We start from the raw sequence: 23969 nt of genomic DNA on the forward strand, positions 1-23969 counted from the left end.
CATGCGTTCCTTGAGCGTCGCGGCGACGGGCATGCTGGCCCAGCAGCTCAATGTCGACGTGATCTCCAACAACATCGCCAACCTCAGCACGACCGGCTTCAAGCGCCGGCGCGCCGAGTTCGCGGACCTTCTCTATCAGAACTACCGGCGGGTCGGCGCGCAGTCCTCGGACAGCGGCACGATCGTGCCCTCGGGCGTGCAGACCGGCCTCGGCGTGAAGCCGACCGCGGTCTACCGCATCACCGAGCAGGGCAACATGCAGGTCACCGACAACCCGCTCGACCTCGCCATCTCCGGCAAGGGCTATTTCCAGGTGGAGCTCCCCAACGGCGACACCGCCTATACCCGCGCGGGCGCGCTCCAGCGCAGCTCCGACGGCACGATCGTGACCCCGGACGGCTACACCGTCCTTCCCGGCATCACCATCCCGGACGACGCGGTCTCGATCACCGTCGATTCCAGCGGCGAGGTCTTCGCCCAGATCGACGGCCAGGTGGCGCCCCAGAACCTGGGGCAGCTCGAGCTCGCGACCTTCCCCAACGAGGCGGGGCTCGAGGCCATCGGCGACAACCTGTTCCTCGAGACGCAGGCCTCGGGCGGGCCGATCACGGCGGTGCCCGGCACCGACGGCTTCGGCACGATCCAGCAGGGCTTCCTCGAGACCTCGAACGTGAACGTGGTCTCGGAGATCACCGACCTGATCACGGCGCAGCGCGCCTACGAGATGAACTCGAAGGTGATCCAGGCCTCCGACCAGATGATGGGCACCCTCACGCAGCTGCGCTAAGGAGCGCGTTCGCCATGATCGCCATCCGCTTGCGATCCGTCCTTCTGATGCTGGCGCTCATGGTCGGCACCGCGGTCCCGGCCGCCGCCGACACCGCGCCCGCGGCCGGGCAGACGGCGTCGGCCGGCCTCACGCTGCGCAACGAGGTCGCGGTCGACGATCATCTGATCCGCCTGGGCGATCTCTTCGCCGGCCCCGTGCCCAACGCCAACCGGCCCGTGGCCGAAGCGCCGGCACCCGGCGCCAGCGTGACGCTCGACGCCCTGTGGCTCGCCCAGATGGCGCGCTCGATCGGCCTCCCCTGGCAGCCCGAGACCCGCTTCGACCAGGTCCGCGTCACCCGCGACGGGATCGCGATCGAGCCCGGCACCGTCAAGGTGGCGCTGCTCCAGGCGCTCAATCAGCGCGGCCTGAACGGCGATTTCGACATCGCCTTCGACGGCGACGGCCCGCGGCTGATGCTGCCGACCAGCGCCGAGCCGACCGTGTCGGTGGAGAACCTGACCTACGATCCCTCCAGCGGGCGCTTCGCCGCCGCCATCGCCGCTCCCGCCGCGGGACCGGTGGAGGCCACGGCCACCATCACGGGCCGCGCCTACACGATGATCGACGTGCCGGTCCTGGCGCGCCGCGTGTCGCCCGGCGACACCATCACCGAGGCCGACATCGCCTGGATCTCGATGCCGGCGGACCGCGTACCGATGGGCGTCATCACCGAGCTCGCCGATATCACCGGCAAGACGCCGCGCCGCCCGCTCAAGGCGCAGCAGCCGGTCCGCTCGGGCGATCTGATCGACGCCGTGGCCGTGACCAAGGGCAGCCTGATCACGGTGGCCCTCGAGGGCGGCAACATGAGCCTCACAATCCAGGGCAAGGCCCTGCAGAACGGCGCCATCGGCGACACCATCCGCGTCGTCAACACCATGAGCAACCGCACCCTCGACGCCGTCGTGGTCAGCGCCTCGCGCGTGGCCGTGCGCGCGCCGAACGCGGTCGAATGAACAGCCGGGCACGCCCGGAACCGATGAAAGGCCGGCCTGCTCCGGCCCCCATGATTGGAGACCGACCCATGTTTCGCGCTCGCACTCTCGTCTCGCTGCTCTGCCTCGGCGTCGCCATGGGCTCGCTCCCGGGCTGTCGCACGCTGGAGCGGCTGTCGGATGTCGGCGATACGCCGCAGATGTCGGCGATCCAGAACCCGACCCAGACCGCAGGCTACCAGCCGGTGAGCCTGCCGATGCCCTCACCCCAGATCGACCAGCGCCAGGCCAACTCGCTCTGGCGTCCCGGCAGCCGCGCCTTCTTCAAGGATCAGCGCGCGACCCAGGTCGGCGACATCCTCACCGTGCTGGTCGAGATCAAGGACGCGGCCAAGCTGAACAACCAGACCGACCGCAACCGCGACGCAGCGGAATCGGCCGGCCTCTCCAACTTCCTCGGCCTGGAATCGAAGCTCAATCTGATCTTCCCCGACGCGATCGACCCGACCCAGCTCGTCAACGGCGCCAGCAACAGCAGCACCGTGGGCTCGGGCTCGGTCAACCGCCAGGAGACCATCCAGCTCAAGGTCGCCGCCGTCATCACCCAGGTGCTGCCCAACGGCAACATGGTGCTGAGCGGGACCCAGCAGGTGAAGGTCAATGCCGAGGTGCGCGAGCTGCAGGTCGCCGGCATCATCCGGCCGGCCGACATCACCTCGATCAACACGATCGACTACGACAAGATCGCGGAAGCGCGGATCTCCTACGGCGGGCGCGGCATCATCAGCGATGCGCAGCAGCCGCGCTACGGGCAGGAGATCTACGACATCCTCTTCCCGTTCTGATCTGAAGGTTCAGGAAGAACCGGCGGACACCGCAGGCGGCCAGCAGGTATGCGTGCGCCTGGGCCCGCAAACGCAACGGGCCACCCTCGCGGGTGGCCCGTTGTCGATTTCAGGCGATCGGTATCCGGTCGGAGGGCCGCAGGATCAATCGTCCCGGTGCGTGCGTTCCATGCGCTCGTGGCGCTCCTGCGCCTCAATCGACAGGGTGGCGATCGGACGGGCCTCCAGCCGGCGCAGGCTGATCGGCTCGTTGGTCTCCTCGCAGAAACCGTAGCTGCCATCCTCGATGCGCCGCAGCGCCTCGTCGATCTTGGTGATCAGCTTGCGCTCGCGGTCGCGCGTCCGCAGCTCCAGCGAACGGTCGGTCTCGAGCGACGCCCGGTCGGCCATGTCCGGCTCGGCCAGGCTCTCTTCCTGGAGGTGCTGGAGGGTTTCGGTCGATTCCTGGAGCAGCTCGGATCGCCAAGCCAGGAGCTTCTGGCGGAAATATTCGAGCTGCATCGGATTCATGAAGGGTTCTTTTTCGGAAGGCCGGTAGTCCGGCGGCAAGAGGGGCCGCATCGGCATCACGCGTTCGTTCATAGAAGGGCTCTTCTCATCCATGCGCATGCTCGCCTCCCGGAAACCCACGCCCAAGGGCAAGGACAGCCGAGGCCCGAGAAGCGGTCGCGAGTATATGAATTTCGCCGCGCCAAGCAAGCGCCGGGCGGCGGAGCGCGACTCTCTAGCCCATTGAAAAATAAGTCAATTTTTTTACGGCTTGGCGGCCTGTTCAAGCTTGGCCAGCTCAACCGCGGCCCGGAGCTCGATCTCGTCCAGGAGTCCGGCGAGTCGGGGGTCCCCGCTCGAATCGCGCCGGTCCCTCACCAGCCGGCCCAGCTCGGCGATCGTCTCGCTCGAAACCACCCCGTCCAGGAGCCCGATCCGGATCGCCTCGAGGCGGTCCAGCATGGCATTGCCGCGCTCGCGGGCCTTGCGGTTGCGCTCGGTGACGTCGGCCACCTCCTGCAGCGCCAGCATGGTATCGGCCGTATTCAGAGGCGCCGCCCCGGTGACATTCTTAGGCGCGGCCGGCTCCGACAGGAGCTCGGCAAAGCCCACGCCCGAGCGCGCCGCGGACGCGCCGCCGCGAAGCCGCGAAGCGGAGGTCGATCGGACCGGAGCCCCGGTATCGATCTTCATGTCCTGTTGCCCTGGGGCCCCCGGAGGCGTTGGCTGGAATTCATCGGCAAACGCTACCGGCAGCTCGGTAAACAAGCTTTTAAGCCCGGCAGCTCCTGCCGGCCGTCGCGGCAAATTTTGCCGGCCCGCCGGCGCCTCGCGCGGGCCGGCGCCGGCCCAAACCCGCCGCTTCCGCGCCTGAGCCGGGATTGGCACGCGGCGCGCTAGAGAATCCCCGCTATGTTGGGACCCGTTAATCCACACGCTCCGACCCTGCCCGCAGCGCGCCGCTTCTTCCCGCGCGGCCGTGGGCTCGCGCCCCTGTTCCTCGCCGGCCTGCTTCTGGCGGTCGGCCTGCTGCTGCCCGGGGCCGCCTTCGCCACCTCGCGGATCAAGGACATCGCCGATTTCGAGGGCGTGCGCGACAACCAGCTCGTCGGCTACGGCCTGGTGGTCGGCCTGAACGGGACCGGCGACGATCTCAAGAAGTCGGTGTTCACGCGCGAGAGCCTGATCGGCATGCTCGAGCGCCTCGGCGTCAACGCGCGCGACACCAAGCTCGACACCAAGAACATCGCGGCCGTCATGGTCACGGCCTCCCTGCCGCCGTTCGGGCGCCAGGGCAGCCGCATCGACATCGAGATCGCGGCGCTCGGCGACGCCACCAGCCTCCAGGGCGGCACGCTCCTGGTGACGCCGCTCCTGGGCGCCGACAGCGAGGTCTATGCCGTGGCCCAGGGCCCGGTCGCGATCGGCGGCTATACCGCCCAGGGCGACGCCAGCTCGGTGACCAAGGGCGTGCCCACCAGCGGCCGGATCGCCAACGGCGCGATCATCGAGCGCGAGGTGGGCTTCGCCATGAACAGCATGCAGGACGTGAAGATCACGCTCCGCAATCCCGATTTCACCACCGCCCAGCGCATCGCCGATGCGATCAACGGCTATCTGAGCCTGGGCGCCGCCCGCCCGCTCGATCCCGGCACGGTGCAGCTCACCGTGCCGCCGACCTTCAACGGCGACACGGTGGCGCTCCTGACCAAGATCGAGCAGCTCCCGGTCGAGCCGGACGAGGTGGCGCGGGTCGTGGTCGACGAGAATTCCGGCGTCATCGTCATGGGCGAGAATGTCCGCATCAGCACGGTCGCGATCGCCCAGGGCAACCTGACGATCCGCATCACCGAGACGCCGCAGGTCTCGCAGCCGAACGCCTTCTCCAACACCGGCACGACGACGACGGTGCCGCGCACCAACATCCAGGTCGACGAGCAGGACGGCAAGAAGCTCGCCATGATGCCGGCCGGCGTCACGCTCCAGGAGCTGGTCAACGGCCTCAACGCCCTGGGCGTGGGCCCGCGCGACATGATCTCGATCCTGCGCGCGATCAAGGCCGCGGGCGCCCTCCAGGCGGATATCGAGGTGCGGTGATGACGGACCTTGCCGGCACGATGAGCGACTACGCGCAGCTCGCCCGTCCCCTTGCGCCCAGCACGGCCAAGACCGCGGATGCGGCCAAGGCCCGGGAGGCCGCCGAGAATTTCGAGGCCTTCTACCTATCGCAGACCTTCGAGCAGATGTTCGCCGACGTCGAGCCGGATTCCATGTTCGGCGGCGGCCAGGGCGAGAAGGTGTTCCGCTCGATGCTGTTCCAGGAATACGGGAAGCAGGCGGCCAAGACCGGCGGGATCGGCATCGCCGATATGGTGCAGAAGGAGATCCTGCGGCTGCAGGAGGTGCAGAAGCCATGAAGAGCAACGACCGCCTGGACGCGCTCAAGCTCCTGACCGAGAAGCTCGCCGACTGCCTCGAGCGCGAGACGGCGCTCCTGGGCCAGCATCAGCATCGCACGCCGGCGCTGGCCGAGCTGCAGCGCGAGAAGAGCCGGCTTTCGCTGGCCTACGAGACCGAGATGAAGCAGCTCAAGGAGAGCCAGGCGGCGCTGGGCCGGATCGAGCCGGCGCGGCTCGCGGCCCTGAGCGAGGCGGCCGGGCGGCTGCAGCTCGCCTGCGCCAGGAACGAGCGCGCGCTGCGCGCCGCCAAGGCCGTCAACGAGCGCGTCCTGACCGCCATGGTCGACGCGATCGAGAACGGCCGCGGCAAGCCGGTCGGTTATACCGGCCGCGGCGCCAGGCCGCCCGCGGCCCCGCCGCGTCGCGCCGGCATGGTCTCGGCCATCACGATCGACCAGCGGCTCTGAGGCGAACCGCCATGTCGTCGCTCACCAGTTCCCTCTATACCGCGCTGACCGGGCTGCAGACCAACCAGTCTGCGATGCGGGTGGTGTCGAACAACGTCACCAACGCCAACACGCCGGGCTATACGCGCAAGATCGCGGAGCTCCAGAGCCGGGTCATCGCCGGCACCGGTGCCGGCGTCCAGCTCGGCTCCGTCGACCGCTATGTGGACCAGGCACTGCAGGTGCAGCTGCGCAACACCACCTCCGACTACAATTCCCTCGACGTCCGCCAGCAGTTCTTCCAGCGGATGCAGGACATGTTCGGGTCGCCCGATTCCAACAGCTCGCTGGCGGCGATGCTGTCGGACTACTCCACCTCGGTCACGGCGCTGACCACCAACCCCGAGAGCGTGTCGCTGCGCCTCGACGTGGTGACGAACGCGCAGCGCGCGGCCCAGAACCTCAACGACATGTCGGCCTCGACGCAGCAGCTCCGCCAGGAGGCCGATGCCCAGATCTCGGCCTCGATCGACATCGTCAACGGCCAGCTCCAGACCATCGACAAGCTCAACGAGCAGATCGTGGCGGCCAAGCTGCGCGGCATTGAGACCGGCGATCTCGAGGACCAGCGCGACCTGGCGGTCTCGAAGATCTCCGAGCAGATGGACGTCTCGACCTATACCCGTGACAACGGCGAGATGGTGATCTTCACCAAGGCCGGGCGCACGCTGCTCGACGGCAACCCGTCCCTGATCAGCCACACCCCGGCCGCCTCGCTCCAGGCCGCCGTCACCTATCCGGGCGGCATCGACGGGATCACGGTCAACGGCAAGGACATCACCTCCGAGATCGGGTCCGGCAAGATCGCGGCCCTGGTGCAGCTGCGTGACACGACGCTCCCCAACATGACGGCGGAGATCAACCAGCTCGCGACCAAGCTGCGCGACGAGGTCAACAAGATCCACAACCAGGGCACGGGCCTGCCGGCGGCGAAGACGCTGACCAGCAGCCGGCCCCAGACCGGCACCGCCGCGTCGCTGACCGGCACGGTCACCGTGACGCTGCTCAATCCGGACGGCACCGCCGCCTTCTCGGGCGCCATGCCGGCCCCGGGCACGCTCGATTCTGCCGGCTTCGCCGCCGCCCTCAACACGGTGCTGGCGGGTTTCGGCGTCGGTGCTTCCGCCACCGAGAGCGGCGGCGCGGTCACGCTCAATGGCGGCGGCTACGGCATCGCCATCACCGGCGGCACGGTCGATCCGGGCGGCGGGCAGCCGACGACCAACCTGTCCGATTACCTGCATCTCAACGATTTCTTCGTCGGCACCGATCCGACGGGCGCCGATCTCGCCGCGGTCATCAAGGTCCGCGACGACATCCAGGCCGATCCGAGCCTGATGTCGCGGGGCGCCCTGCAGCAGGACGCGGCCCTCAACTGGTATGTCGGCGCCGGCGATTCGAGCGTGGTCACGGCGCTCGCCGCCAAGCTCACGACGGGCACCACCTTCGCCGCCACCGGCAACCTGGCGGCCGCGACCACCAGCTTCTCCGACTACGCCAACAACATCCTGTCGCAGAACGCCAGCGCCGCGGCGCAGGTCGACAACGACCATTCCTTCACGGAATCGCTGAAGTCCGAGATCGAGAGCCGTTTCGGTTCCGAGAGCGGCGTCAATACCGATGAAGAGCTGTCCAACATGATCGTGCTCCAGAACGCCTACGCGGCCTCGGGCCGGATCATGACGACGGTCTCGCAGATGTTCGATGTCCTGCTCTCGCTGGGGCAGGGGTGAGGACGGGGAGTGATTAAGCCATGACACGCGTCTCCAATTTCGCCCTTCAGAGCTTCCTGCAGTCCCAGACCCTGGGCGTGCAGGCGCGCCTCGCCGACCTGCAGATCCAGGCCTCGAGCGGGCTCAAGGCGCAGACCTATGCCGGCATCGCCACCGATGCGCATCAGCTTGTCAGCCTCGAGACCGCCCACGCCCAGACGGCGCAGTATGTGAAGACCAACCAGACCGTCGACAGCCGGCTCACCAGCATGGAATCGAGCGTCTCGGACATCTTCAAGGCCGCGACCAACTTCCGCACCCTGCTGCTGAATGCGGAGAACAACAGCAACGCGGGCGATCTCTCCATCGACACCGAAGCCGGGAACTTCCGCCAGCAGATCGCCAACCTGCTGAACGTGCAGGTCGACGGGCGCTACCTGTTCTCCGGCTCCCGCACCGACCTCAAGCCGGTCGATCTCGCGGGCTGGACCACGCCGCCGACCCTGACGCCGCCTTTGACGCTGCCGCTGCCGACCTACACGGCCGAGTATTACAAGGGCGATTCGCAGGTGATGTCGGCCCAGATCGATACCAGCCTGACGATCAATTACGGCGTGACCGCCGACAATCCGGCCTTCGAGTATCTGCTGCGCGCGGCCTACTACATCCAGCAGGCGGGCCCCACGCCCAGCCAGGACGAGATGGAGACGGCGCTGTCGCTGATCAACACGGCGCTCGGGACCGAGAACGGCAATTCCGCCCGCGGCGTCCAGCCCCTGACGCAGGACATCGCGGACATCCAGTCGCAGATCGGCACTTCGCGCAGCGCCATCGATTCGGCGAACAGCCGCCACAGCGACTTCACGATCTATCTCGAGCAGAACATCGCCGACATCAAGACCGTCGACGTCGCCCAGACCCTGACCCAGGTCAGCAGCTACACGACCCAGCTGCAGGCCTCCTACATGACCCTGTCGCAGATCTCGCAGCTCAGCCTGCTCAACTATCTCAAGTAACGGATTTGGCCCCGCCAGACGAAGGAGACATTGCCATGACCGCTCCCGAAGCCGCTCTCGCCACCGGCGCCGCGAACCCCGCGGCGATCGTCGGCGACTTCACCGTCGCGACGCGCTTCGGCCCGATCGCCGGGCGCTGGGAGGATGTGATCGAGATGCCGCAGGGCCCGCTCGGCTTCACGCAGCATCGCCGCTTCGCCCTCCTGACCGTTCCCAACCCGAAGCTGACCCAGTTCCGGCTGATGCAGAGCCTGGAGGACGCCGACCTGTCCTTCATCGTCATGCCCTGCCCGACCGAGAGCGGCCCGATCCTGAAGACCGACCTGGCCGACGCCTGCAGCGCGATCGGCATCCCGCTCGACGACCTGCAGCTCATGCTGATCGTGACCGTGCGCACGGTCGGCGACATGGTCGAGCTGTCGGCCAACCTGCGGGCGCCGGTGCTGATGGACACGCGCCGCCATGTAGCGCGCCAGGTGGTGCTGGCGAACCCCACCTACCCCGTTCGCCAGGCCATCGGCAGCGCGCAGGCGGCCGCCTGAAGCAGGCCGGCCGGACCGGAACCGTAAGGTTAAACGCTTTTTAAGACAGGCGGTGGAGCATGAGCGCCCAGTCGGCCTTGGAACAGACGATGCGCGCCACCGAACTCCCTGCCGAACCGATCGAGCGGCTTGACCGGACGTCGACCGGGATCGCGGACATGACCGCCGTGATCCTCTGCGGCGGCCAGGGCACGCGGCTGCGCGAGGAGACCGAGTTCAAGCCCAAGCCCATGGTCGAGGTCGGCGGGCGGCCGATCCTCTGGCACATCATGAAGCTCTACCGCCATTTCGGCGTGCGGAACTTCGTGCTCTGCCTGGGCTATCGCGGCGACATGATCCGCGACTATTTCCTGAACTACCGGCTGCGCAACAGCGACTTCGCGGTCGATCTCGGCACCGGCGCGCTCGAGACGCTCCAGGCCGGCGAGGCGGAGGACTGGCGCGTGGTGCTGGCCGAGACCGGCGCCGACACCCAGACCGCGCAGCGCCTGCGGCGCGCGCTCAAGTTCGTGCGCACCAGCAGCTTCTTCGCCACCTATGGCGACGGCCTGGCCGATGTCGATCTGGGGGCGCTGCTGGCGCACCACCGCCGCCAGCGCCGCGCGGCGACCGTGACCGCCGTCCATCCCTCCTCCCGCTTCGGCGAGCTCGCCATCGGCGGCGGGCTGGTGAAGTCCTTCCAGGAGAAGCCCCAGGTCACCGAGGGCTGGATCAATGGCGGCTTCATGGTGTTCGAGAAGCGCGCCTTCGACGGCATCGGTCCCGACGACAATCTGCCGCTCGAGGCGGGCGTGCTCGAGATGCTGGCCCAGCGCCAGGAACTCGCCGTCTACCAGCATGGCGGCTTCTGGCAGTGCATGGACACCTATCGCGAGATGTGTCTGCTCAACGAGATGTGGGCCAAGGGCTCGGCCCCCTGGCAGGTCTGGCAGGAATGCAGCAGCAACCGGCTTACCGCCTGAACCCCGATTTCTGGCGCAACCGACGTGTCCTCGTCACCGGCCATACCGGCTTCACCGGCGGCTGGCTCAGCCTCTGGCTCGCCCGCATGGGCGCCAAGGTCACCGGCTATGCGCTGGCGCCGGAAGCGCCCTCCCTCTTCGCCTCGCTCGAGCTCGAGCGCGACCTGATCTCGAACATCGCCGATCTCACCGACCGCACCATGCTGGAAAGCGCCGTGCGCGTGGCCCGGCCCGAGATCGTGATCCACCTGGCGGCCCAGGCGCTGGTGCGCCAGGCCCATGCGACGCCGGTCGAGACCTTCGCCACCAACGTCATGGGCACGGTCAACCTGCTCGAGGCCCTGCGCGGCGTCGACAGCGTCCAGGCGGTCGTGGCGGTCACCTCCGACAAGGTCTATCTCAACCGCAGCCTCAAGCGCGGCTATCACGAGGACGATCCGCTGGGCGGTCGCGAGCCCTACAGCGCCAGCAAGGCCTGCGCCGAGATCGCGGTCGAGGCCTATCGTCACTCCTATTTCGCCGCGAACGGCCCGGCGATCGCCACCGCGCGCGCCGGCAACATCGTCGGCGGCGGCGACTGGGCGGCGGACCGGCTGGTGCCGGACGCGATCCGCGCCTTCGAAGCCGGCAATGCGCTGCGCATCCGCAACCCCAACGCGACCCGTCCCTGGCAGCATGTGCTGGAAGCGGCTTGCGGCTATCTGACCTTGGCCGAACGGCTGGTCGAGGCGCCGGAGGCAAACAGCGGCGGCTGGAACTTCGGGCCCAATCACGACGACAACCGCTCGGTCGCCTGGATCGCCGACGAGATGGTGAAGCTCTGGGGCCAGGGTGCCGCCTGGCATCTCGAGAATCGCGTGGACGCGCCCTTCGAGGAGCAGCTGCTGGCGGTCAATGCCGACAAGGCGGCGAGCCGGCTCGGCTGGCGCACGCGCTGGAACGTCGAGGAAGCGCTGCAGCGCACCGTCCCCTGGTATCGCGCCCAGCTCGGCGACCGGCCGATGCGGCGCCTGTCGCTGGATCAGATCGAGGAATATGCCGATGCTGCCTAGCTCGATGCGGCTCAAGGCGAAGCGCGACCCGCGCTCGGCGCCCGCCGTCGCCCTGCCCTCCTGCCGCTTCTGCGGCTCGCCGCTGTCGCACCTCTTCGTCGATCTGGGCGCCCAGCCGCCCTCGAACGCCTATCTCGAGCCGGCCGCGCTCGGCCGCATGGAAGCGACCTTCCCGCTCAAGGCGCATGTCTGCGAGCGCTGCTTCCTGGTGCAGCTCGAGGCCTTCCAGACGCCCGACGAGATCTTCGGGCATTATGCCTATTTCTCCTCCTTCTCGCAGAGCTGGCTCGACCATGCCCAGCGCTACGCCAACCAGGCGATCCAGCGCTTCAAGCTCGGCGGCGAAAGCCAGGTGATCGAGGTCGCCAGCAATGACGGCTATCTGCTGCAATATTTCCGCGCCGCTGGGATCCCGGTGCTGGGCGTGGAGCCGGCCGAAAACGTCGCCGCCGTCGCGCGCGGGCGCGGCATCGCCACCGTCAGCCTCTTCTTCGGCCGCCAGACGGCGCAGCAGCTGGTGCGCGAGGGCCGGCAGGCCGATCTGCTGATCGGCAACAACGTCTTCGCCCATGTGCCCGACCTCAACGACTTCACCGCCGGCCTCGCCATGGCGCTGAAGCCGACCGGCACGCTCACCCTCGAGTTCCCGCATCTGCTGCGCCTCATCGAGGATTGCCAGTTCGACACCATCTATCACGAGCATTTCTCCTATTTCTCGCTGACCACGGCGGAGAAGGTGCTGGCGGCGCACGACCTGACCGTCACCGACGTCGAGGAGCTGCCGACCCATGGCGGCTCGCTGCGGCTCTATGCGCAGCATCGGGGGGTGGCCCTGCCCGGCCCCGCGGTCCAGGCCCTGCGCGCCCGCGAGGCCAAGGCCGGCATCATCGACATCTCGGCCTATCGCGGCTTCGCCGAGCGCACCGCCAAGGTGAAACGCGAGCTGCTCCGCTTCCTGATCGACGCCAAGGAATCCGGCAAGCATGTCGTGGGCTATGGCGCCGCGGCCAAGGGCAACACGCTGCTCAATTATTGCGGCGTGCGCGGCGACCTCCTCGACTATGTCGTCGATCTGAGCCCGCACAAGCAGGGCCGGTATCTGCCCGGCAGCCGCCTGCCGATCCTCGCGCCCGACGCGCTGGCCCAGACCCGGCCGGATTATGTGCTGATCCTGCCCTGGAACCTGGCCTCGGAGATCGAGCAGTCCATGGGCCATATCCGCGAGTGGGGCGGGCGTTTCGTCACCGCGATCCCGCGCCTCGCCATCCGGCCATGATCTTCCAGGAGACCGGGCTCGCGGGCGCCTGGCTGATCGAGCCGGAGCCGCAGCGCGACGAGCGCGGCCTCTTCGCGCGCACATGGTCGGTCGCCGAGTTCCGCGAACGCGGCCTGGCGACGGCGTTCGACCATTGCGCCACCTCCTTCAACGAGCGGCCGGGCACGTTGCGCGGCCTGCATTACCAGACGGGCGGCGAGCCCGAGATCAAGCTCATCCGCTGCACCCGCGGCCGGATCTTCGACGTGATCGTGGATCTGCGGCCGGGCTCGGCGACCTATCGGCGCTGGTTCGCGACCGAGCTCACCCAGGACAATCGCCGCCTGGTCTATGCGTCCGCGGGTTTCGCCCACGGATTCCAGAGCCTGGAGCCGGCCTCGGAGGTCTTCTACCAGATCACCGCCGGCTTCCGGCCCGAGCTGCAGCGTGGCCTGCGCTGGAACGATCCGGCGCTGGCGATTGCATGGCCGGCCGCGGCCAGCCGCGTCATCTCCGCCCGCGACCAGGCCCTGCCCTTCCTCGAATCCGCCCGCGAGGCCGCATGTACACCGTGATCGGCGCGCAAGGCTTCGTCGGCTCGCATCTGGCGCGCTATCTCGCCGGCGCCCGGCGCATCGCCCCCTTCACGCCCGAGAAAGGCAGCCCCGCCCTGTTCTCGCGGCCGCTCGGCCATGTGTTCTACTGCGCCGGGCTCACCAACGATTTCCTCCAGCGGCCCTTCGATACCGTCGAGGCCCATGTCACGCTGTTCGCCCGCCTGCTCAAGGAAGCGGCCTTCGACAGCATGACCTATCTCTCCTCGACCCGCCTCTATGACAGCGGCGGCCCGACCGGGAACGAGGAGGACACGCTCGAGCTCAATCCCAACGAGCCACGCCATCTCTACGATCTGAGCAAGGCCTTGGGCGAGAATCTCTGCCAGACGGCGGGCCGCAAGAACGTGCGCGCCGTGCGGCTGGCTTGCGTCTATGCGGACGATCTCGAAGCCGACATCTTCCTCCATCGCGTGATCCTGGCCGCCAAGCAGGGCGGCCCGCTCAAGATGGGCGTGAGCCCGGATTCGGCGCGCGACTATATCCATGTCGACGACGTGCTGCCGATCCTGCTCGCGATCGCCGAGCGCGGCCGGCGTCCGCTCTACAATCTCGCCAGCGGCGCCAATGTCTCCAATGCCGAGCTCTTCAAGCTGCTGTTCCGCCTGACCGGCTGGCAGCTCGAGGCGACGCAGCCGCCCTCGGGCGATCCGACGCCGGTGATCGACATCCAGGCCATCCTCGAGGATTTCGCGATCCGGCCGAAATTCCTCGGCGACCGCCTGCCCGGCATGCTGCGGCAGAAGCCCACCCTGGGCGCGGCCTGACCCCCATGGAGCTCGCCGGCATCACCCGCGACGGCCTCGCCGATTATTTGGCGCGCCAGCTCGACCATTTCTTTCCCGATGGAGCCGCGGATACGCGCGCCGGCATCGCCCGCGACCTGGGCGAGGCGCTGGGCCGGCTCAACCGCTGCATCAATGCGGTCAGGATGTGGCCGCAGGGCCGTTTCCACTATCTCCATTCCGAGCAGAACACGATCTTCCTCGCCTATCTCGCCAACACGGTCTGGCGCAACCGGCAGGACACGGCGCTCGCCACCAAGCTGTTCTATCTCAACAAGAGCCTGAACGGCTTCCACTGCTTCTACGACACCGAGCTGCCGGAGCGTTTCTTCGTCGGCCATTCGGTCGGCATCGTGCTGGTGCGGCTGAAATACCCGGAATATTTCGCGATCTACCAGAACTGCACGGTCGGCAAGAACCACGGCGCCGCCCCGGTGCTGGAGGAAGGCGTCGTGATGTATCCCGGCAGCGCCATCATCGGCGATTGCCATGTCGGCCCCCGCAGCTATATCGCGCAAGGCTGCTCGCTGGTCGACGCCGACAGCCCGGGCCATTGCCTGGTCTTCAACGCCGACCGCAAGCCCGTCTTCAAGACGCCCAAGCACGATATCCTCGCCGACCTGTTCCGGCTCTGAGCCGACACACATCCTCCTAGCGCCCTCCCCCCGGAAGATGGCCAGGGGCTTTTGCGGATTCGCCTCAGAACAGGGCCGATTCAAGGATCGCCAGCCCTCGAGCCGGGCGATGGCCGACGCGGTATCGGCCTCAGAACAGGGCCGATTCAAGGATCGCCAGCCCCCGCTCATTGACGCGCCGATTGAAGCCTGCGCCTCAGAACAGGGCCGATTCAAGGATCGCCAGCCGCAGCGCGCCACAGTCTTCGCACTCGACCGGCCTCAGAACAGGGCCGATTCAAGGATCGCCAGCCCGAAATTGATCCAATCCTTTGTAAATACCCTACTTTCCTGTCTGATGGGTTCTCGAAAAACAAGCTCGGAACAGGAACCTATCAGGCAACTATCAGGCGCCTGACGGAGGAGCCGCGCCCCCGCGAGATCGCCCAAGGGTAACTTTTAGTTTAGAACAAAATAGGAACAATATCCAGCGGGAAGTTCCAATCGGATGACGTCGCCCGAGGCCAAGCCACGAACTCCATTCATGGGCATGGCGCGCTTTCTTCACCCCCTCGAGGACAGAGCTATCGCATTTGACGACGCGCCTTGAGGTTTTGCCCCCTCCCCAAAAGTTGGGAGAGGGGCTTGAGCGTTCTTCGTGATGCGGCTCGATTTCCTGGCAGGCATCCGGCCGGGCGTCCTCGCCCGCCTTCCTGGTGCCCATCGGCACCAGACGGGCCTCCTTGAGCAGCCTGCCGGCATCCCTAGACTGGAAGGAGTCGAAGCCTGACGAGTGATACCGAGCGGGACGGGAGAGAGGTTGGCCATGGCACCGAGAGACGACGCGCAGCCGGCAACGGTGGCGCATTTCGATCCCGATCCGCTGCGCTCCCGCAGCATGCCCGGAACCTACTATTACGATCCCGGCATCTATGAGCGCGAAAGGCGGGCGATCTTCCACCGCACCTGGCAGTATGTCGGCCATCGCTCGATGCTGCCCGCGCCCGGCAGCTATATTGTGCGCGAGATCGCGGATCAGAGCGTGCTCCTGCTGCGCGACCGCCAGGGCGAGATCCGGGCCTTCTTCAATGTCTGCCAGCATCGCGCCCACCGGCTGCTCGAGGGCGAGGGCCGGCTCAATTCCGCGGTCGTCACCTGCCCCTACCATGCCTGGGCCTACGACTTGGCCGGCACGCTGCGCAACGCCCGCGGCAGCGAGAAGATGACCGGCTTCGACAAGTCGGCCTTCTCGCTGGAGCCGGTCCGGCTCGATTCCTTCCTGGGCTTCCTCTTCGTCAATCTCGACGGCAAGGCGTCGCCCTTCGCCGAGGTGGGCGGGGCGCTGGCGGCGGAAGTCGCTTCCTTCTCGCCCCAGGCGGCCGATCTCAAATGCGTCTATCGGAGGGACTATCCGCTCAAGGCCAACTGGAAGAACTCGGTCGAGAATTTCTCGGAATGCTTCCATTGCCCGGTCTCGCACCGGACGCTGGTCGAAGGCGCGCTCGATTATCCCTCCTACCGGATCACGACCCATCCCCATCACCACAGCCACCGCAGCCGCGACAAGGGCGAGGAGCAGGGTTACGGCACCAGGACCACGCTGGCCGCGAAGCAGAACGAGTTCGGCAGCTGGCTGCTCTGGCCCAACTGGTGCATCGAGGTCTATCCGGGCGGCAACCTGACCGTGTTCCACCATGTGCCGGCGGGACCCGAGCAGACGATCCAGAAGGTCGAATGGTATTTCCCGCAAGACCCGCCGACGACCGAGGAGCAGGAGGTCATCGACTTCGTCCATGGCGTCCGGCTCGAGGACATCCCGATCTGCGAGAGCGTGCAGCAGGGCCAGCACAGCCTGGGCTACCGCCAGGGCCGCTTCGTGGTCGATGCCGAGCGCTCGGAGATCAGCGAGCACGCCGTACACGACTTCCAGGTGAAGGTGCTGCGGGCGCTGGGAGATATTGGGTGAGATAAAGTGATCTCTTCCTCTCCCCTTTCTTGAAGGAGAGAGAGTGAGCATCTGTGGGAACGTGCGTTGACTCGTTCGTCATCCCCGCGAAAGCGCGTGTGAAGAAATCGACGAAGCCAAAGAACTTTCTCGCCCCCTCCCCTTGCGGGAGGGGGTTGGGGGGAGGGGAGATGCCGCGCAAGGTCTTGGCAAAAAGGCAGAGCCGACCGGCTCCGCGTTCGTTCGCTTGGCGCCAAACCTTCCGAGGCCAAGCCTCTGGCCCTGGAGAGATGGTTGATCGCTATGATGCCCTCATAGCGCCTGTGGCACCCCTCCCCCTACCCCCTCCCGCAAGGAGAGGGGGCTTGAGTGCTTGCTACGTGCTCCCGCAAGGGGAGGGGGCGAGAGAGTTCTTTGGCTTCGCCGATTTCTTCACACGCTCTTTCGCGGGGATGACGAATGAGTGAATGAGTCCACTCTTGAACGCGTGTCGATGCCCTGGCGCGGGTGGAGAGGAAGTAAAATGGCTCGGCTGCAAGACAAGATCGCGATCGTCACCGGCGGCTCGCGCGGGATCGGGCGGGCGATCGTCGAGCGCTTCCTGGCCGAGGGCGCCCGCGTGGCCACGACGTCGCAGAGCGAACCCAAGACGCCCTTCCCCGCCGACGAGCGGCTCGTCTGGCTTCAGGCCGATATGTCGCGCGCCGACGATGTCGAGCGGCTGTTCGCCGCCGCGGGCGATCGCTTTGGCGGCGTCGACATCCTGGTGAACAATGCGGGCCTCCAGCTCGAGCGGACCATCGAGCAGACGAGCGAGGCGGAGTGGGACCGCGTGATGGCGGTCAACCTCAAATCCGTCTTCCTCTGCAGCCGCGCCGCGATTCCGGCCTTTCGCCGGCGCGGCGGCGGGGTCATCGTCAATATCGGCTCCTATGACGGGTTCGTGGCCGATCCGAACCTCGCCGCCTATTGCGCCTCCAAGGGCGGCGTCCATGCGCTCACCCGCGCGGTCGCTGTCGACCATGGCAAGGACCGCATCCGCTGCAACGCGATCTGCCCCGGCTGGATCGAGACCGACATGCTGGAGGCCTATTACCGGAGCCTGCCCGACCCGGCCGAAGCCCGGCGCCGGATCGGCGCGATCCATCCGGCGGGCCATACCGGCAAGCCCGTGGACATCGCGGCCCTCGCCCTCTGGCTCGCCTCGGACGAGGCCGCCTTCGTCACCGGCCAGCTCTTCACCGCCGATGGCGGGCTGACCGCCCAGGCGCCCCAGCCGCGCTGAGCCCGGCCGTGCCCAAGCCTTACGGCGTCGCCTCGCCCCGGATGCCGATCTTCCTCGCCGGGACGCCGCCCCAGATCTCGTAGGGCGGCACCTCGCCGCTCACCACGGCGCCGGCGGCGATGACGGCGCCCTTGCCGATCGCCGCCCCGTCGAGCAGCACCGCATTGGCGCCCACCCAGACATCGTCGCCGATCTTCACCCCGCCCTTGGAGGGCAGGAAGCCCTGCTGCGCGATGGGAATGTCGCGACGATGATAGGCATGGTTGGCCGGAACGATCTGCACGCCCGGCGCCAGCGCCACGTCGTTGCCGATCTCGATCCCGCTGCCGCTATAGAGCACGCAATGGGGATTGATCATGCAGCGCTCGCCGATGACCACATCGCCGCTGCCGCCCACGGCCCGGATCACGGCGAACTCGAACAGCCTGGAGCCGGCGCCGATCGCGATCTTCGTCCCCCGCACCGAGGGGAAGATGCGGGCATCCGGGCTGACCCAGGCCGACGGGTCCACGGTCAGCGCATCGGATGGCGGTTCCGCAATGGCGGCAATACGCGTCACGCAGCACCGGCCAAGGGTTGATGCAGCCTCGGGTCGCTGTGCTTCAGGAGCCGCGGGCTCACGCCCGAGACGAAGCGGAACATCGAATTGGCGAGGATCGCCTCGTCCTTGACCGCGAGCATGTTGAAACCGTGCGGCGGCCCGTCGAGATAGGCCTCCTCGGGGCGGACCAGCTCGATCGCCTGGCGGCTCATCGGCACGTTCGATTCATAGTCGCGCACGGCGAAGAGGTGATAGCCGAAGCCCGAGAGGTAACGGCAGATCTCGGTGTTGTCGAGGCCGCGCGACCAGTCGGTGTGATGGCGGTGCACCTTGAAGACCAGATGCGGCGCCTTGCCCTTGGGTTGCGACAGGAAGCGCTCGGCGCTGCTCAGCACCGTGAGCTCGGCGCCGGCGATGTCGAGCTTGATCAGCTCCAGCTTCTCGACACGCTGGGCACCGGCATAGGTGACGATGGTGGCGCTGGTGAAGCAGCCCTCCGTCGCCTTCTTCACGGTCTCGAGCCGCGCGACGCCCTGCTCGCGCACCAGCTTCAGCACGACCTGGTCGCGCCCCCAGAGGCCCAGCGGGTTGAAGCGCAGATTGTCGAGGCCGTTGACCGCCGCATTGTGGCGCAGCATCGACATCTGCTCGGGATGGGGCTCGAAGCAATGGACCACGCCGAAGCCGCGGATCTCGCGCGCCAGCGGCACGGCCAGCTCGCCGCCCTTGGCGCCGCCGATCAGCACATGATGGGCGGCGCGGCCGAGCTGGAGCACGAGGCGCGTGGCCTGCGGCTCCCAGACATGGTCGGGCTGGGCTTCCTGCGCCAGCACGAACTCGCGGGCGATGCGGGAGCGGTAATGGAAATGGAAATCGACGCCGGAGGCGAGCCGCTTGTGCATGGGCCCGAGACATTGATGGAGCGCGTCGACGATCGGCCCCGTCACCTCCTCGCGCACATCGAGGCCGGGCTGCGCCAGGCGCACCTCGGCCTGCCGCAGCAACGCCACGAAACGCACGCGCAGTTCTTCGTCCTTGCCGATCGCGCCCAGCGCGTCGACCAGCCTTTCAATCGGATCCTTGCTCATGGGTGGGTCTCTCCCGTTCTCGCTCGCGGGGTTCAGTTTGATTTGGCAACGAGCCCGGCGATCGCCGCGCCAAAGCGTGCGGCGAACCCGGACACGTCCAGCAGGGGCGATTCCGCCACCTGGGAACGCAATTCCGTGCGCATCTCGGCCAGCCGATCGGTGTCGGCGGCGAGGCGGCAAGCGGTCTCGACGAAAGCTTCGGGCGTCGGCACGCTGAATTCGCCCAGCCCGCAATGATTGAGGATGCTGTGGCCGATGCGCTGGTGGAACGCCGCGCCATACATCGCCACCACCGGAACGCCCATCCAGAGGCTATCCATCGTGGTCACGCCACCGACAACCGGATAGGTGTCGAGCGAGACGTCGAACTGGTTGTAGAAGTCGAAATGCGAGGCGTCCGCGGCCTGGCCGATCAGCTCGAGCCGGTCTTCGCCGATGCCGTATTTGGAAAACTCCAGCAGCATATTGCGGCAGAAGACCAGGGACCGCACCTCGGCCCGGGCCATCAGGAAGCGCGAGCCCGGAACAGCCGCCATGATACGCGCCCAGAGCGCGATCTGCTTCTGCGAGACCTTGTAGGTGTTGTTCAGCGTCCCGAACGTGATATGGCCGTTGCGCTTGAACGGTGCGTCGCCGATCGGCGTCTGCGTCAGATTCTCGAAGCAGACCCAGGAGCCGTCCATCACCAGAGGGCTTTCGACCAGCAGGCCCGGGCGCGTCGGTGCGTTGAAACGGTCGACGAGAAAATGCCCGATCGACGGCAAGCCGGAGGTGAAGGGCCAGCCCAGCCAAGAAACCTGGTGGGGGGCCGGCTTGTAGGCGAAGAGCGGCAACCGCGAATAAGCGGTCCAGCCGGAGAGATCGAACAGCACCTCCATCCCGTCGGCGCGCATCCTGTCAGCGGCGGCCGGATCGTCCATGGCGTCGATCTCGACGAAGGCATCGCTCAGCCCCATGATCGTCCGCTGGACGGGATCATCGGTCGCCGAAACGGCCGAATAGCAGGTGAGCTCGAACCTGTCGCGGTCATAGCCGCGCAAGAGCGGCAGGATGCAGCGGGCGGCCGAGTGGCTGCGGAAGTCGGCCGACACCAGGCCGATCCGGATCTTGCCGGTTCGCTTCACGAAGGCCGGCGCCGCCTCGACTTTCCAGGCCGCCTTGCGCTCGAGATCGACGCCGACGCGCCGGCTGGCGGCCACCATGCGCTCGATATGCTCGTCGTCCTCGGCCATCGACAGCAGGGTCAGCAGGGCCGGCGACAAATGCTCGATGGGCGCCATTTCGATCGCCGGCCAGAAATCGCCCAGCAGCTCGATGCCGTCGAAATCCGCCACGATCTTGAGAATCTGGATGATGCGGCTGAGCGTCGCCGCCTCGTGCTTGGCATAATCCGGCTGCATCCGCAGCCCATAGGTCCGAATGGCGGCCTCGTCGAAGCGGCGCAGCTTCAGGAGCGCCATGCAGAGATTGAGATGCGCCAGCAGGTGATCGGGCTTCAGCTCGATCGCCTTGCTGTATTGGCCGATCGACCCGGCATAATCGAAGCGCAAGGCGGCGATATTGCCGAGCCCGTTATAAGCTTCAGCCAGGTTCGGATCGATCTCGATGGCGCGCTTAAGAAGCTGCTCGGCGCGCTCGTAATGCCGCACGCCCGTCAGACGGGTGGCGGTCTGCTGCAACAGCTGCGCATCGTCGGGGCGGGTTGCGATCACCTTCTCGATTCGCGCAAAGGCCTCGTCGATCCGCCCCAGCTCCCACAGAAGGTTGACCAGATTGATCTGCATGCGCCAGTCATCGGGCGCGAGCTCGACCGACCGGCGGAAATGGATCTCGGCTTCCACCAGGCGCCCGGCCTGGCCCAACGCATTGCCGAGATTGGCGTGGATCATCGCGTTGTCGGGCTGGTCTGCCAGGGAGCGCTGCAAGGCCTCGATCGCCTGGTCGGTGCGCCTCAGCTCCTGCAGGGCCAGGCCCATATTGTTGCGGGCGTCGGTATCGCCCGGCACCATCTGCAGGTAACGGTCAAACGCGGTCGCCGCTTCCTGCCAGACTCCGATATTGTAAGCGCTGTCCGCCCAGCGACGCAGATACTGAGGATTGGCGGGATTGAGCTCCGAGGCGCGACGATAGGAACTCGCAGCGTCGCTCAGACGGCCCGCCCTCTCATGGGCGGCACCGAGATTGCCTTGTGCTTCGGCGCTGTTGGGAAGCCGTGACACCGCTTCCTGAAGCACGTCGCCAGCTTCCTCCCAGCGCTCCAGTGCGGTCAGGGCCGCGCCCAGATTGACCAGCGCATTGGCGTTGCTGGGATCGCCTTTCAGGGCTTTGCGGATCAGCTTGACGGCCATTTTGCTGTCCCCGCGCTGATGGTGGATCACGCCCGAGAGATGCAGAGCGTCGGGCTGTGTCGGGCGTTCCTTGAGAACGCGCTGATAAAGCTCGATGGCTTCGTCTAACCGGCCGGCTTGATGCCGGGCGAGCCCTTCTTGCAGGAGAGCGAGCAATGTCGCGGGCAACGGGCGTGGCGCAGGAACGGGCCCGCCGGCCGCCCGAGGGGCTTTGGCCGACCTGCTGCCGTTAAAGCTGGATTGGGCGCTAACCGCCATGTCTGAAAGCCTCTTTTGGTCCTGTCGGATGCTGCCCGGGTAAGGTTGAGGAGGCTTTAACAGGCTGGTGGCACGATCAAAAAACGCGCTCGCCGGCCCCGGCAGCTTTTGCCGGCCCGGCAGATTCTGCAGGGTGCAATCTGCCGGTGCCCGGCAAATTCTGCCGGTTCATGCGCGATTCACCCGGGTTAACCCGCTGATAAAGCACCCGGGGGCCAATTGGCATCCGGCTTGCTCCATCATCCCCGCCGGACTCCCATTCCATGCAGGAACGGGGCTCCGGTGCCTTGGCAGGAAGCCTTGGCGTTCCCTTCCATGTAGGAGAAATTGCAATGTCTCTTAACGTTATCTCCAACTACGCCGCGAACGTCGCGCATCGCAACCTGATGACGTCGGACTCGCAGGCGACTTCCTCGCTCGCCAAGCTGTCCTCGGGCAGCCGTGTCGTGTCGGCGAAAGACGACGCCGCCGCGATGGCGATCGGTGCGCGCTTGAACAGCACCGTCAACGCTCTGAAGCAGGCTTCGGTCAACGCCGGTCAGGGCGTGTCGATGCTCCAGATCGCGGACGGCGCCATGGCTCGTGTCAACGACGTTCTGGTCCGCATGAAGACGCTGTCGGTGCAGGCGGGTTCGGGTCAGCTTTCTTCGACCGAACGCGGCATGCTCGACACCGAGTACCAGTCTCTGGTGTCGGAAGTGACTCGTATCGCGGCGGCGACCGACTTCAACGGTCAGCAGCTCGTGAACGGCTCGCTGACCACGGTGCAGACCAGCAACACCTCGTCGGCCTTCCTCGTGGCCGACGGCGTTGCCAGCATCACGGCTCATGGCCTGACGGCGTCGACGTCGGACAACTACACGCTGTCCTACGACGGCACGACCGGCCATACCTTCACGCTGACGGGTCCGGGCGGCACGAGCTACACCGGCCAGATCAGCTCCAGCGCCTATGACAGCAGCAGCGCCATGAGCACCGGCACGGCCGTGAAGCTGACGGCCGCCAACACCAGCAGCGTTGGCGACATCGTCATCTCGCTCAATACCGCCTTCGACGCTGCGACGACCGTTGCGGCTTCGACGAACAACGGCATGCACTTCACGGGCTCGGACACGACCTCGTTCTCGTACAAGGTCGGTGCGGGCACGGATGCGACCAAGGACGTGATCACGGTTTCGGTCAACGGCATCAATGCGGCCAACCTCGGCCTGACCGGCACCGACATCACCACGGCCGCGACGGCTGACGCCGCCTCGGATCTGATCAGCGCCGCCATCGACACGCTGAACACCGCGCGTTCGACGGTCGGTGCCTATCAGAACCGCCTCCAGTTCGCCTCCGACAACCTCGCGTCGGCGATCGAGAACTCGGAAGCGGCCCGTTCGAACCTGCTCGACCTGGACATCGCCCAGGAAATGACGACGTTCACGTCGAAGCAGATCCTGACCCAGGCTGGTGTGTCGATGTTGGCCCAGGCCAACCAGATGCCCCAGAACCTGCTGAAGCTGTTCCAGTAATTGCGACAGGCAAGGCCGGAGGGATCCTCCCTCCGGCCGAGCCGGCCGCAAGAGTCGATTGATCGAGGCAACGTGTCATGGAAATCCGCGGAAGCTCCCAGTCCCCGGCCCCGGCGCAAAGCAACGATCCGTCGCCCCTGCCCACCGGCGGGGCGGCGAGCTCCGAGGCCATTGCCGCGCAGCGCCAGGCTGTCGGTGAACGCGATCTTAACGATGCGGTGACAATGTCACCGTCGATGGAGATGCCCAAGATGCCCTTCACAAGGGCAGAGCTCAGCGTCGACCGGTCGACCCAGCGCTATGTGGCGAGGATCGTCGATCGCAACAACGGCAAAATGGTCGCCGAATATCCGACCGAGGCCCAGCTCAAGCTCTATGCGATCTCGCGCGAGCTGCTGGGGAAACTGATGAAGGCAGAGGCCTGAACCC

General features: G+C 66.9%; 24 protein-coding genes. 19 read left to right on the plus strand and 5 right to left on the minus strand.

Going from position 1 to position 23969, the window contains the following annotated elements:
• The first annotated feature begins 1 nt into the window (after position 1).
• From flgG to flgH, 3 genes are all read left to right on the plus strand, one after another.
• Positions 2-787 (plus strand): flagellar basal-body rod protein FlgG, encoded by a 786-nt coding sequence (flgG, locus tag FRZ61_RS17255; RefSeq protein ID WP_151118899.1) that lies wholly within the window; start codon positions 2-4, stop codon positions 785-787.
• 14 nt (positions 788-801) lie between these two features.
• Positions 802-1788, plus strand: a complete 987-nt coding sequence (gene flgA, locus FRZ61_RS17260; RefSeq protein ID WP_151118900.1) for a flagellar basal body P-ring formation chaperone FlgA — start codon at positions 802-804, stop codon at positions 1786-1788.
• 68 nt (positions 1789-1856) lie between these two features.
• On the plus strand, positions 1857-2612 hold the full coding sequence (flgH, locus tag FRZ61_RS17265; RefSeq protein ID WP_225308864.1) for a flagellar basal body L-ring protein FlgH: 756 nt from the start codon (positions 1857-1859) through the stop codon (positions 2610-2612).
• Between the two features lie 144 nt (positions 2613-2756).
• Here flgH and dksA read toward each other — a convergent pair whose 3' ends face one another.
• The gene (gene dksA / locus FRZ61_RS17270; RefSeq protein WP_151120869.1) at positions 2757-3173 is read right to left on the minus strand and encodes an RNA polymerase-binding protein DksA; all 417 of its coding nucleotides are present in this window, start codon (positions 3171-3173) and stop codon (positions 2757-2759) included.
• A 192-nt stretch (positions 3174-3365) separates the two neighbouring features.
• Positions 3366-3794 carry a flagellar assembly protein FliX gene (locus tag FRZ61_RS17275; RefSeq protein ID WP_151118902.1) on the minus strand — a complete coding sequence of 143 codons (429 nt, stop codon included), beginning with the start codon at positions 3792-3794 and terminating at the stop codon, positions 3366-3368.
• A gap of 219 nt (positions 3795-4013) precedes the next feature.
• Between FRZ61_RS17275 and FRZ61_RS17280 the strand changes: the two genes are divergently transcribed.
• The 14 genes from FRZ61_RS17280 (at position 4014) to FRZ61_RS17345 (ending at position 17788) form a co-directional block, all read left to right on the plus strand.
• Positions 4014-5198, plus strand: coding sequence for a flagellar basal body P-ring protein FlgI (locus FRZ61_RS17280; protein WP_151118903.1), 1185 nt, complete (start codon positions 4014-4016; stop codon positions 5196-5198).
• The gene (locus FRZ61_RS17285) at positions 5198-5518 is read left to right on the plus strand and encodes a rod-binding protein (RefSeq protein WP_151118904.1); all 321 of its coding nucleotides are present in this window, start codon (positions 5198-5200) and stop codon (positions 5516-5518) included. Before FRZ61_RS17280 ends, FRZ61_RS17285 begins: the two co-directional genes overlap by 1 nt.
• On the plus strand, positions 5515-5967 hold the full coding sequence (locus FRZ61_RS17290; RefSeq protein ID WP_151118905.1) for a hypothetical protein: 453 nt from the start codon (positions 5515-5517) through the stop codon (positions 5965-5967). The genes FRZ61_RS17285 and FRZ61_RS17290 overlap by 4 nt, the downstream gene beginning before the upstream one ends.
• Before the next feature lie 11 nt (positions 5968-5978).
• Positions 5979-7739: a flagellar hook-associated protein FlgK gene (gene flgK / locus FRZ61_RS17295; RefSeq protein WP_151118906.1), complete on the plus strand. Its 1761-nt coding sequence runs from the start codon at positions 5979-5981 to the stop codon at positions 7737-7739.
• 20 nt (positions 7740-7759) lie between these two features.
• Positions 7760-8734, plus strand: coding sequence for a flagellin (locus FRZ61_RS17300; protein WP_151118907.1), 975 nt, complete (start codon positions 7760-7762; stop codon positions 8732-8734).
• A gap of 35 nt (positions 8735-8769) precedes the next feature.
• Complete coding sequence (fliW, locus tag FRZ61_RS17305; protein WP_151118908.1) at positions 8770-9276, plus strand: flagellar assembly protein FliW; 507 nt, start codon at positions 8770-8772, stop codon at positions 9274-9276.
• Positions 9277-9434: 158 nt separating this feature from the next.
• Entirely contained in the window at positions 9435-10238 is an 804-nt protein-coding gene (rfbF, locus tag FRZ61_RS17310) for a glucose-1-phosphate cytidylyltransferase (protein WP_151118909.1), read from the plus strand.
• Positions 10211-11290 carry a CDP-glucose 4,6-dehydratase gene (gene rfbG, locus FRZ61_RS17315; RefSeq protein ID WP_151118910.1) on the plus strand — a complete coding sequence of 360 codons (1080 nt, stop codon included), beginning with the start codon at positions 10211-10213 and terminating at the stop codon, positions 11288-11290. Before rfbF ends, rfbG begins: the two co-directional genes overlap by 28 nt.
• Positions 11280-12566, plus strand: a complete 1287-nt coding sequence (locus FRZ61_RS17320) for a class I SAM-dependent methyltransferase (RefSeq protein WP_225308865.1) — start codon at positions 11280-11282, stop codon at positions 12564-12566. Before rfbG ends, FRZ61_RS17320 begins: the two co-directional genes overlap by 11 nt.
• Positions 12563-13120 carry a dTDP-4-dehydrorhamnose 3,5-epimerase gene (gene rfbC / locus FRZ61_RS17325; protein WP_151118911.1) on the plus strand — a complete coding sequence of 186 codons (558 nt, stop codon included), beginning with the start codon at positions 12563-12565 and terminating at the stop codon, positions 13118-13120. The genes FRZ61_RS17320 and rfbC overlap by 4 nt, the downstream gene beginning before the upstream one ends.
• Entirely contained in the window at positions 13108-13926 is an 819-nt protein-coding gene (locus tag FRZ61_RS17330; RefSeq protein WP_191909077.1) for an NAD-dependent epimerase/dehydratase family protein, read from the plus strand. The genes rfbC and FRZ61_RS17330 overlap by 13 nt, the downstream gene beginning before the upstream one ends.
• A gap of 5 nt (positions 13927-13931) precedes the next feature.
• A complete protein-coding gene (locus FRZ61_RS17335; RefSeq protein WP_151118913.1) occupies positions 13932-14579 on the plus strand; it encodes an LbetaH domain-containing protein in 648 nt (215 codons plus the stop codon).
• A gap of 805 nt (positions 14580-15384) precedes the next feature.
• The gene (locus FRZ61_RS17340; RefSeq protein WP_151118914.1) at positions 15385-16524 is read left to right on the plus strand and encodes an aromatic ring-hydroxylating oxygenase subunit alpha; all 1140 of its coding nucleotides are present in this window, start codon (positions 15385-15387) and stop codon (positions 16522-16524) included.
• Positions 16525-17026: 502 nt separating this feature from the next.
• Positions 17027-17788, plus strand: a complete 762-nt coding sequence (locus FRZ61_RS17345) for an SDR family NAD(P)-dependent oxidoreductase (RefSeq protein WP_151118915.1) — start codon at positions 17027-17029, stop codon at positions 17786-17788.
• Between the two features lie 19 nt (positions 17789-17807).
• Here the strand turns inward: FRZ61_RS17345 and FRZ61_RS17350 are convergent, their stop codons facing one another.
• The 3 genes from FRZ61_RS17350 to FRZ61_RS17360 are packed head-to-tail and all read right to left on the minus strand — an operon-like array spanning position 17808 to position 22023.
• The gene (locus tag FRZ61_RS17350) at positions 17808-18347 is read right to left on the minus strand and encodes an acyltransferase (RefSeq protein WP_225308866.1); all 540 of its coding nucleotides are present in this window, start codon (positions 18345-18347) and stop codon (positions 17808-17810) included.
• Complete coding sequence (locus FRZ61_RS17355; protein ID WP_151118916.1) at positions 18344-19417, minus strand: FkbM family methyltransferase; 1074 nt, start codon at positions 19415-19417, stop codon at positions 18344-18346. Before FRZ61_RS17355 ends, FRZ61_RS17350 begins: the two co-directional genes overlap by 4 nt.
• 32 nt (positions 19418-19449) lie before the next feature.
• On the minus strand, positions 19450-22023 hold the full coding sequence (locus tag FRZ61_RS17360; RefSeq protein ID WP_151118917.1) for an O-linked N-acetylglucosamine transferase family protein: 2574 nt from the start codon (positions 22021-22023) through the stop codon (positions 19450-19452).
• A 332-nt stretch (positions 22024-22355) separates the two neighbouring features.
• Between FRZ61_RS17360 and FRZ61_RS17365 the strand changes: the two genes are divergently transcribed.
• Together FRZ61_RS17365 and FRZ61_RS17370 are read left to right on the plus strand one after the other, a co-directional pair.
• Complete coding sequence (locus FRZ61_RS17365; RefSeq protein WP_151118918.1) at positions 22356-23540, plus strand: flagellin N-terminal helical domain-containing protein; 1185 nt, start codon at positions 22356-22358, stop codon at positions 23538-23540.
• A 77-nt stretch (positions 23541-23617) separates the two neighbouring features.
• Positions 23618-23965, plus strand: coding sequence for a flagellar protein FlaG (locus FRZ61_RS17370; protein WP_151118919.1), 348 nt, complete (start codon positions 23618-23620; stop codon positions 23963-23965).
• Positions 23966-23969 lie beyond the last annotated feature (4 nt).

The sequence above is a fragment of the Hypericibacter adhaerens genome (assembly GCF_008728835.1).
GTDB lineage: Bacteria > Pseudomonadota > Alphaproteobacteria > Dongiales > Dongiaceae > Hypericibacter > Hypericibacter adhaerens.

Excerpts from the sequence above, each read along its gene's own strand:
- FRZ61_RS17280 (WP_151118903.1), top strand. The coding sequence starts at position 4,014 with ATGTTGGGACCCGTTAATCCACACGCTCCGACCCTGCCCGCAGCGCGC.
- flgG (WP_151118899.1), top strand. The coding sequence starts at position 2 with ATGCGTTCCTTGAGCGTCGCGGCGACGGGCATGCTGGCCCAGCAGCTC.
- FRZ61_RS17320 (WP_225308865.1), top strand. The coding sequence starts at position 11,280 with ATGCTGCCTAGCTCGATGCGGCTCAAGGCGAAGCGCGACCCGCGCTCG.
- FRZ61_RS17360 (WP_151118917.1), bottom strand. The coding sequence starts at position 22,023 with ATGGCGGTTAGCGCCCAATCCAGCTTTAACGGCAGCAGGTCGGCCAAA.
- fliW (WP_151118908.1), top strand. The coding sequence starts at position 8,770 with ATGACCGCTCCCGAAGCCGCTCTCGCCACCGGCGCCGCGAACCCCGCG.
- FRZ61_RS17330 (WP_191909077.1), top strand. The coding sequence starts at position 13,108 with ATGTACACCGTGATCGGCGCGCAAGGCTTCGTCGGCTCGCATCTGGCG.
- flgA (WP_151118900.1), top strand. The coding sequence starts at position 802 with ATGATCGCCATCCGCTTGCGATCCGTCCTTCTGATGCTGGCGCTCATG.
- flgH (WP_225308864.1), top strand. The coding sequence starts at position 1,857 with ATGTTTCGCGCTCGCACTCTCGTCTCGCTGCTCTGCCTCGGCGTCGCC.
- rfbG (WP_151118910.1), top strand. The coding sequence starts at position 10,211 with ATGCAGCAGCAACCGGCTTACCGCCTGAACCCCGATTTCTGGCGCAAC.
- rfbC (WP_151118911.1), top strand. The coding sequence starts at position 12,563 with ATGATCTTCCAGGAGACCGGGCTCGCGGGCGCCTGGCTGATCGAGCCG.
- rfbF (WP_151118909.1), top strand. The coding sequence starts at position 9,435 with ATGACCGCCGTGATCCTCTGCGGCGGCCAGGGCACGCGGCTGCGCGAG.
- FRZ61_RS17355 (WP_151118916.1), bottom strand. The coding sequence starts at position 19,417 with ATGAGCAAGGATCCGATTGAAAGGCTGGTCGACGCGCTGGGCGCGATC.
- FRZ61_RS17285 (WP_151118904.1), top strand. The coding sequence starts at position 5,198 with ATGACGGACCTTGCCGGCACGATGAGCGACTACGCGCAGCTCGCCCGT.
- FRZ61_RS17345 (WP_151118915.1), top strand. The coding sequence starts at position 17,027 with ATGGCTCGGCTGCAAGACAAGATCGCGATCGTCACCGGCGGCTCGCGC.
- FRZ61_RS17340 (WP_151118914.1), top strand. The coding sequence starts at position 15,385 with ATGGCACCGAGAGACGACGCGCAGCCGGCAACGGTGGCGCATTTCGAT.
- FRZ61_RS17275 (WP_151118902.1), bottom strand. The coding sequence starts at position 3,794 with ATGAAGATCGATACCGGGGCTCCGGTCCGATCGACCTCCGCTTCGCGG.
- flgK (WP_151118906.1), top strand. The coding sequence starts at position 5,979 with ATGTCGTCGCTCACCAGTTCCCTCTATACCGCGCTGACCGGGCTGCAG.
- FRZ61_RS17370 (WP_151118919.1), top strand. The coding sequence starts at position 23,618 with ATGGAAATCCGCGGAAGCTCCCAGTCCCCGGCCCCGGCGCAAAGCAAC.
- FRZ61_RS17290 (WP_151118905.1), top strand. The coding sequence starts at position 5,515 with ATGAAGAGCAACGACCGCCTGGACGCGCTCAAGCTCCTGACCGAGAAG.
- dksA (WP_151120869.1), bottom strand. The coding sequence starts at position 3,173 with ATGCGGCCCCTCTTGCCGCCGGACTACCGGCCTTCCGAAAAAGAACCC.
- FRZ61_RS17365 (WP_151118918.1), top strand. The coding sequence starts at position 22,356 with ATGTCTCTTAACGTTATCTCCAACTACGCCGCGAACGTCGCGCATCGC.
- FRZ61_RS17300 (WP_151118907.1), top strand. The coding sequence starts at position 7,760 with ATGACACGCGTCTCCAATTTCGCCCTTCAGAGCTTCCTGCAGTCCCAG.
- FRZ61_RS17335 (WP_151118913.1), top strand. The coding sequence starts at position 13,932 with ATGGAGCTCGCCGGCATCACCCGCGACGGCCTCGCCGATTATTTGGCG.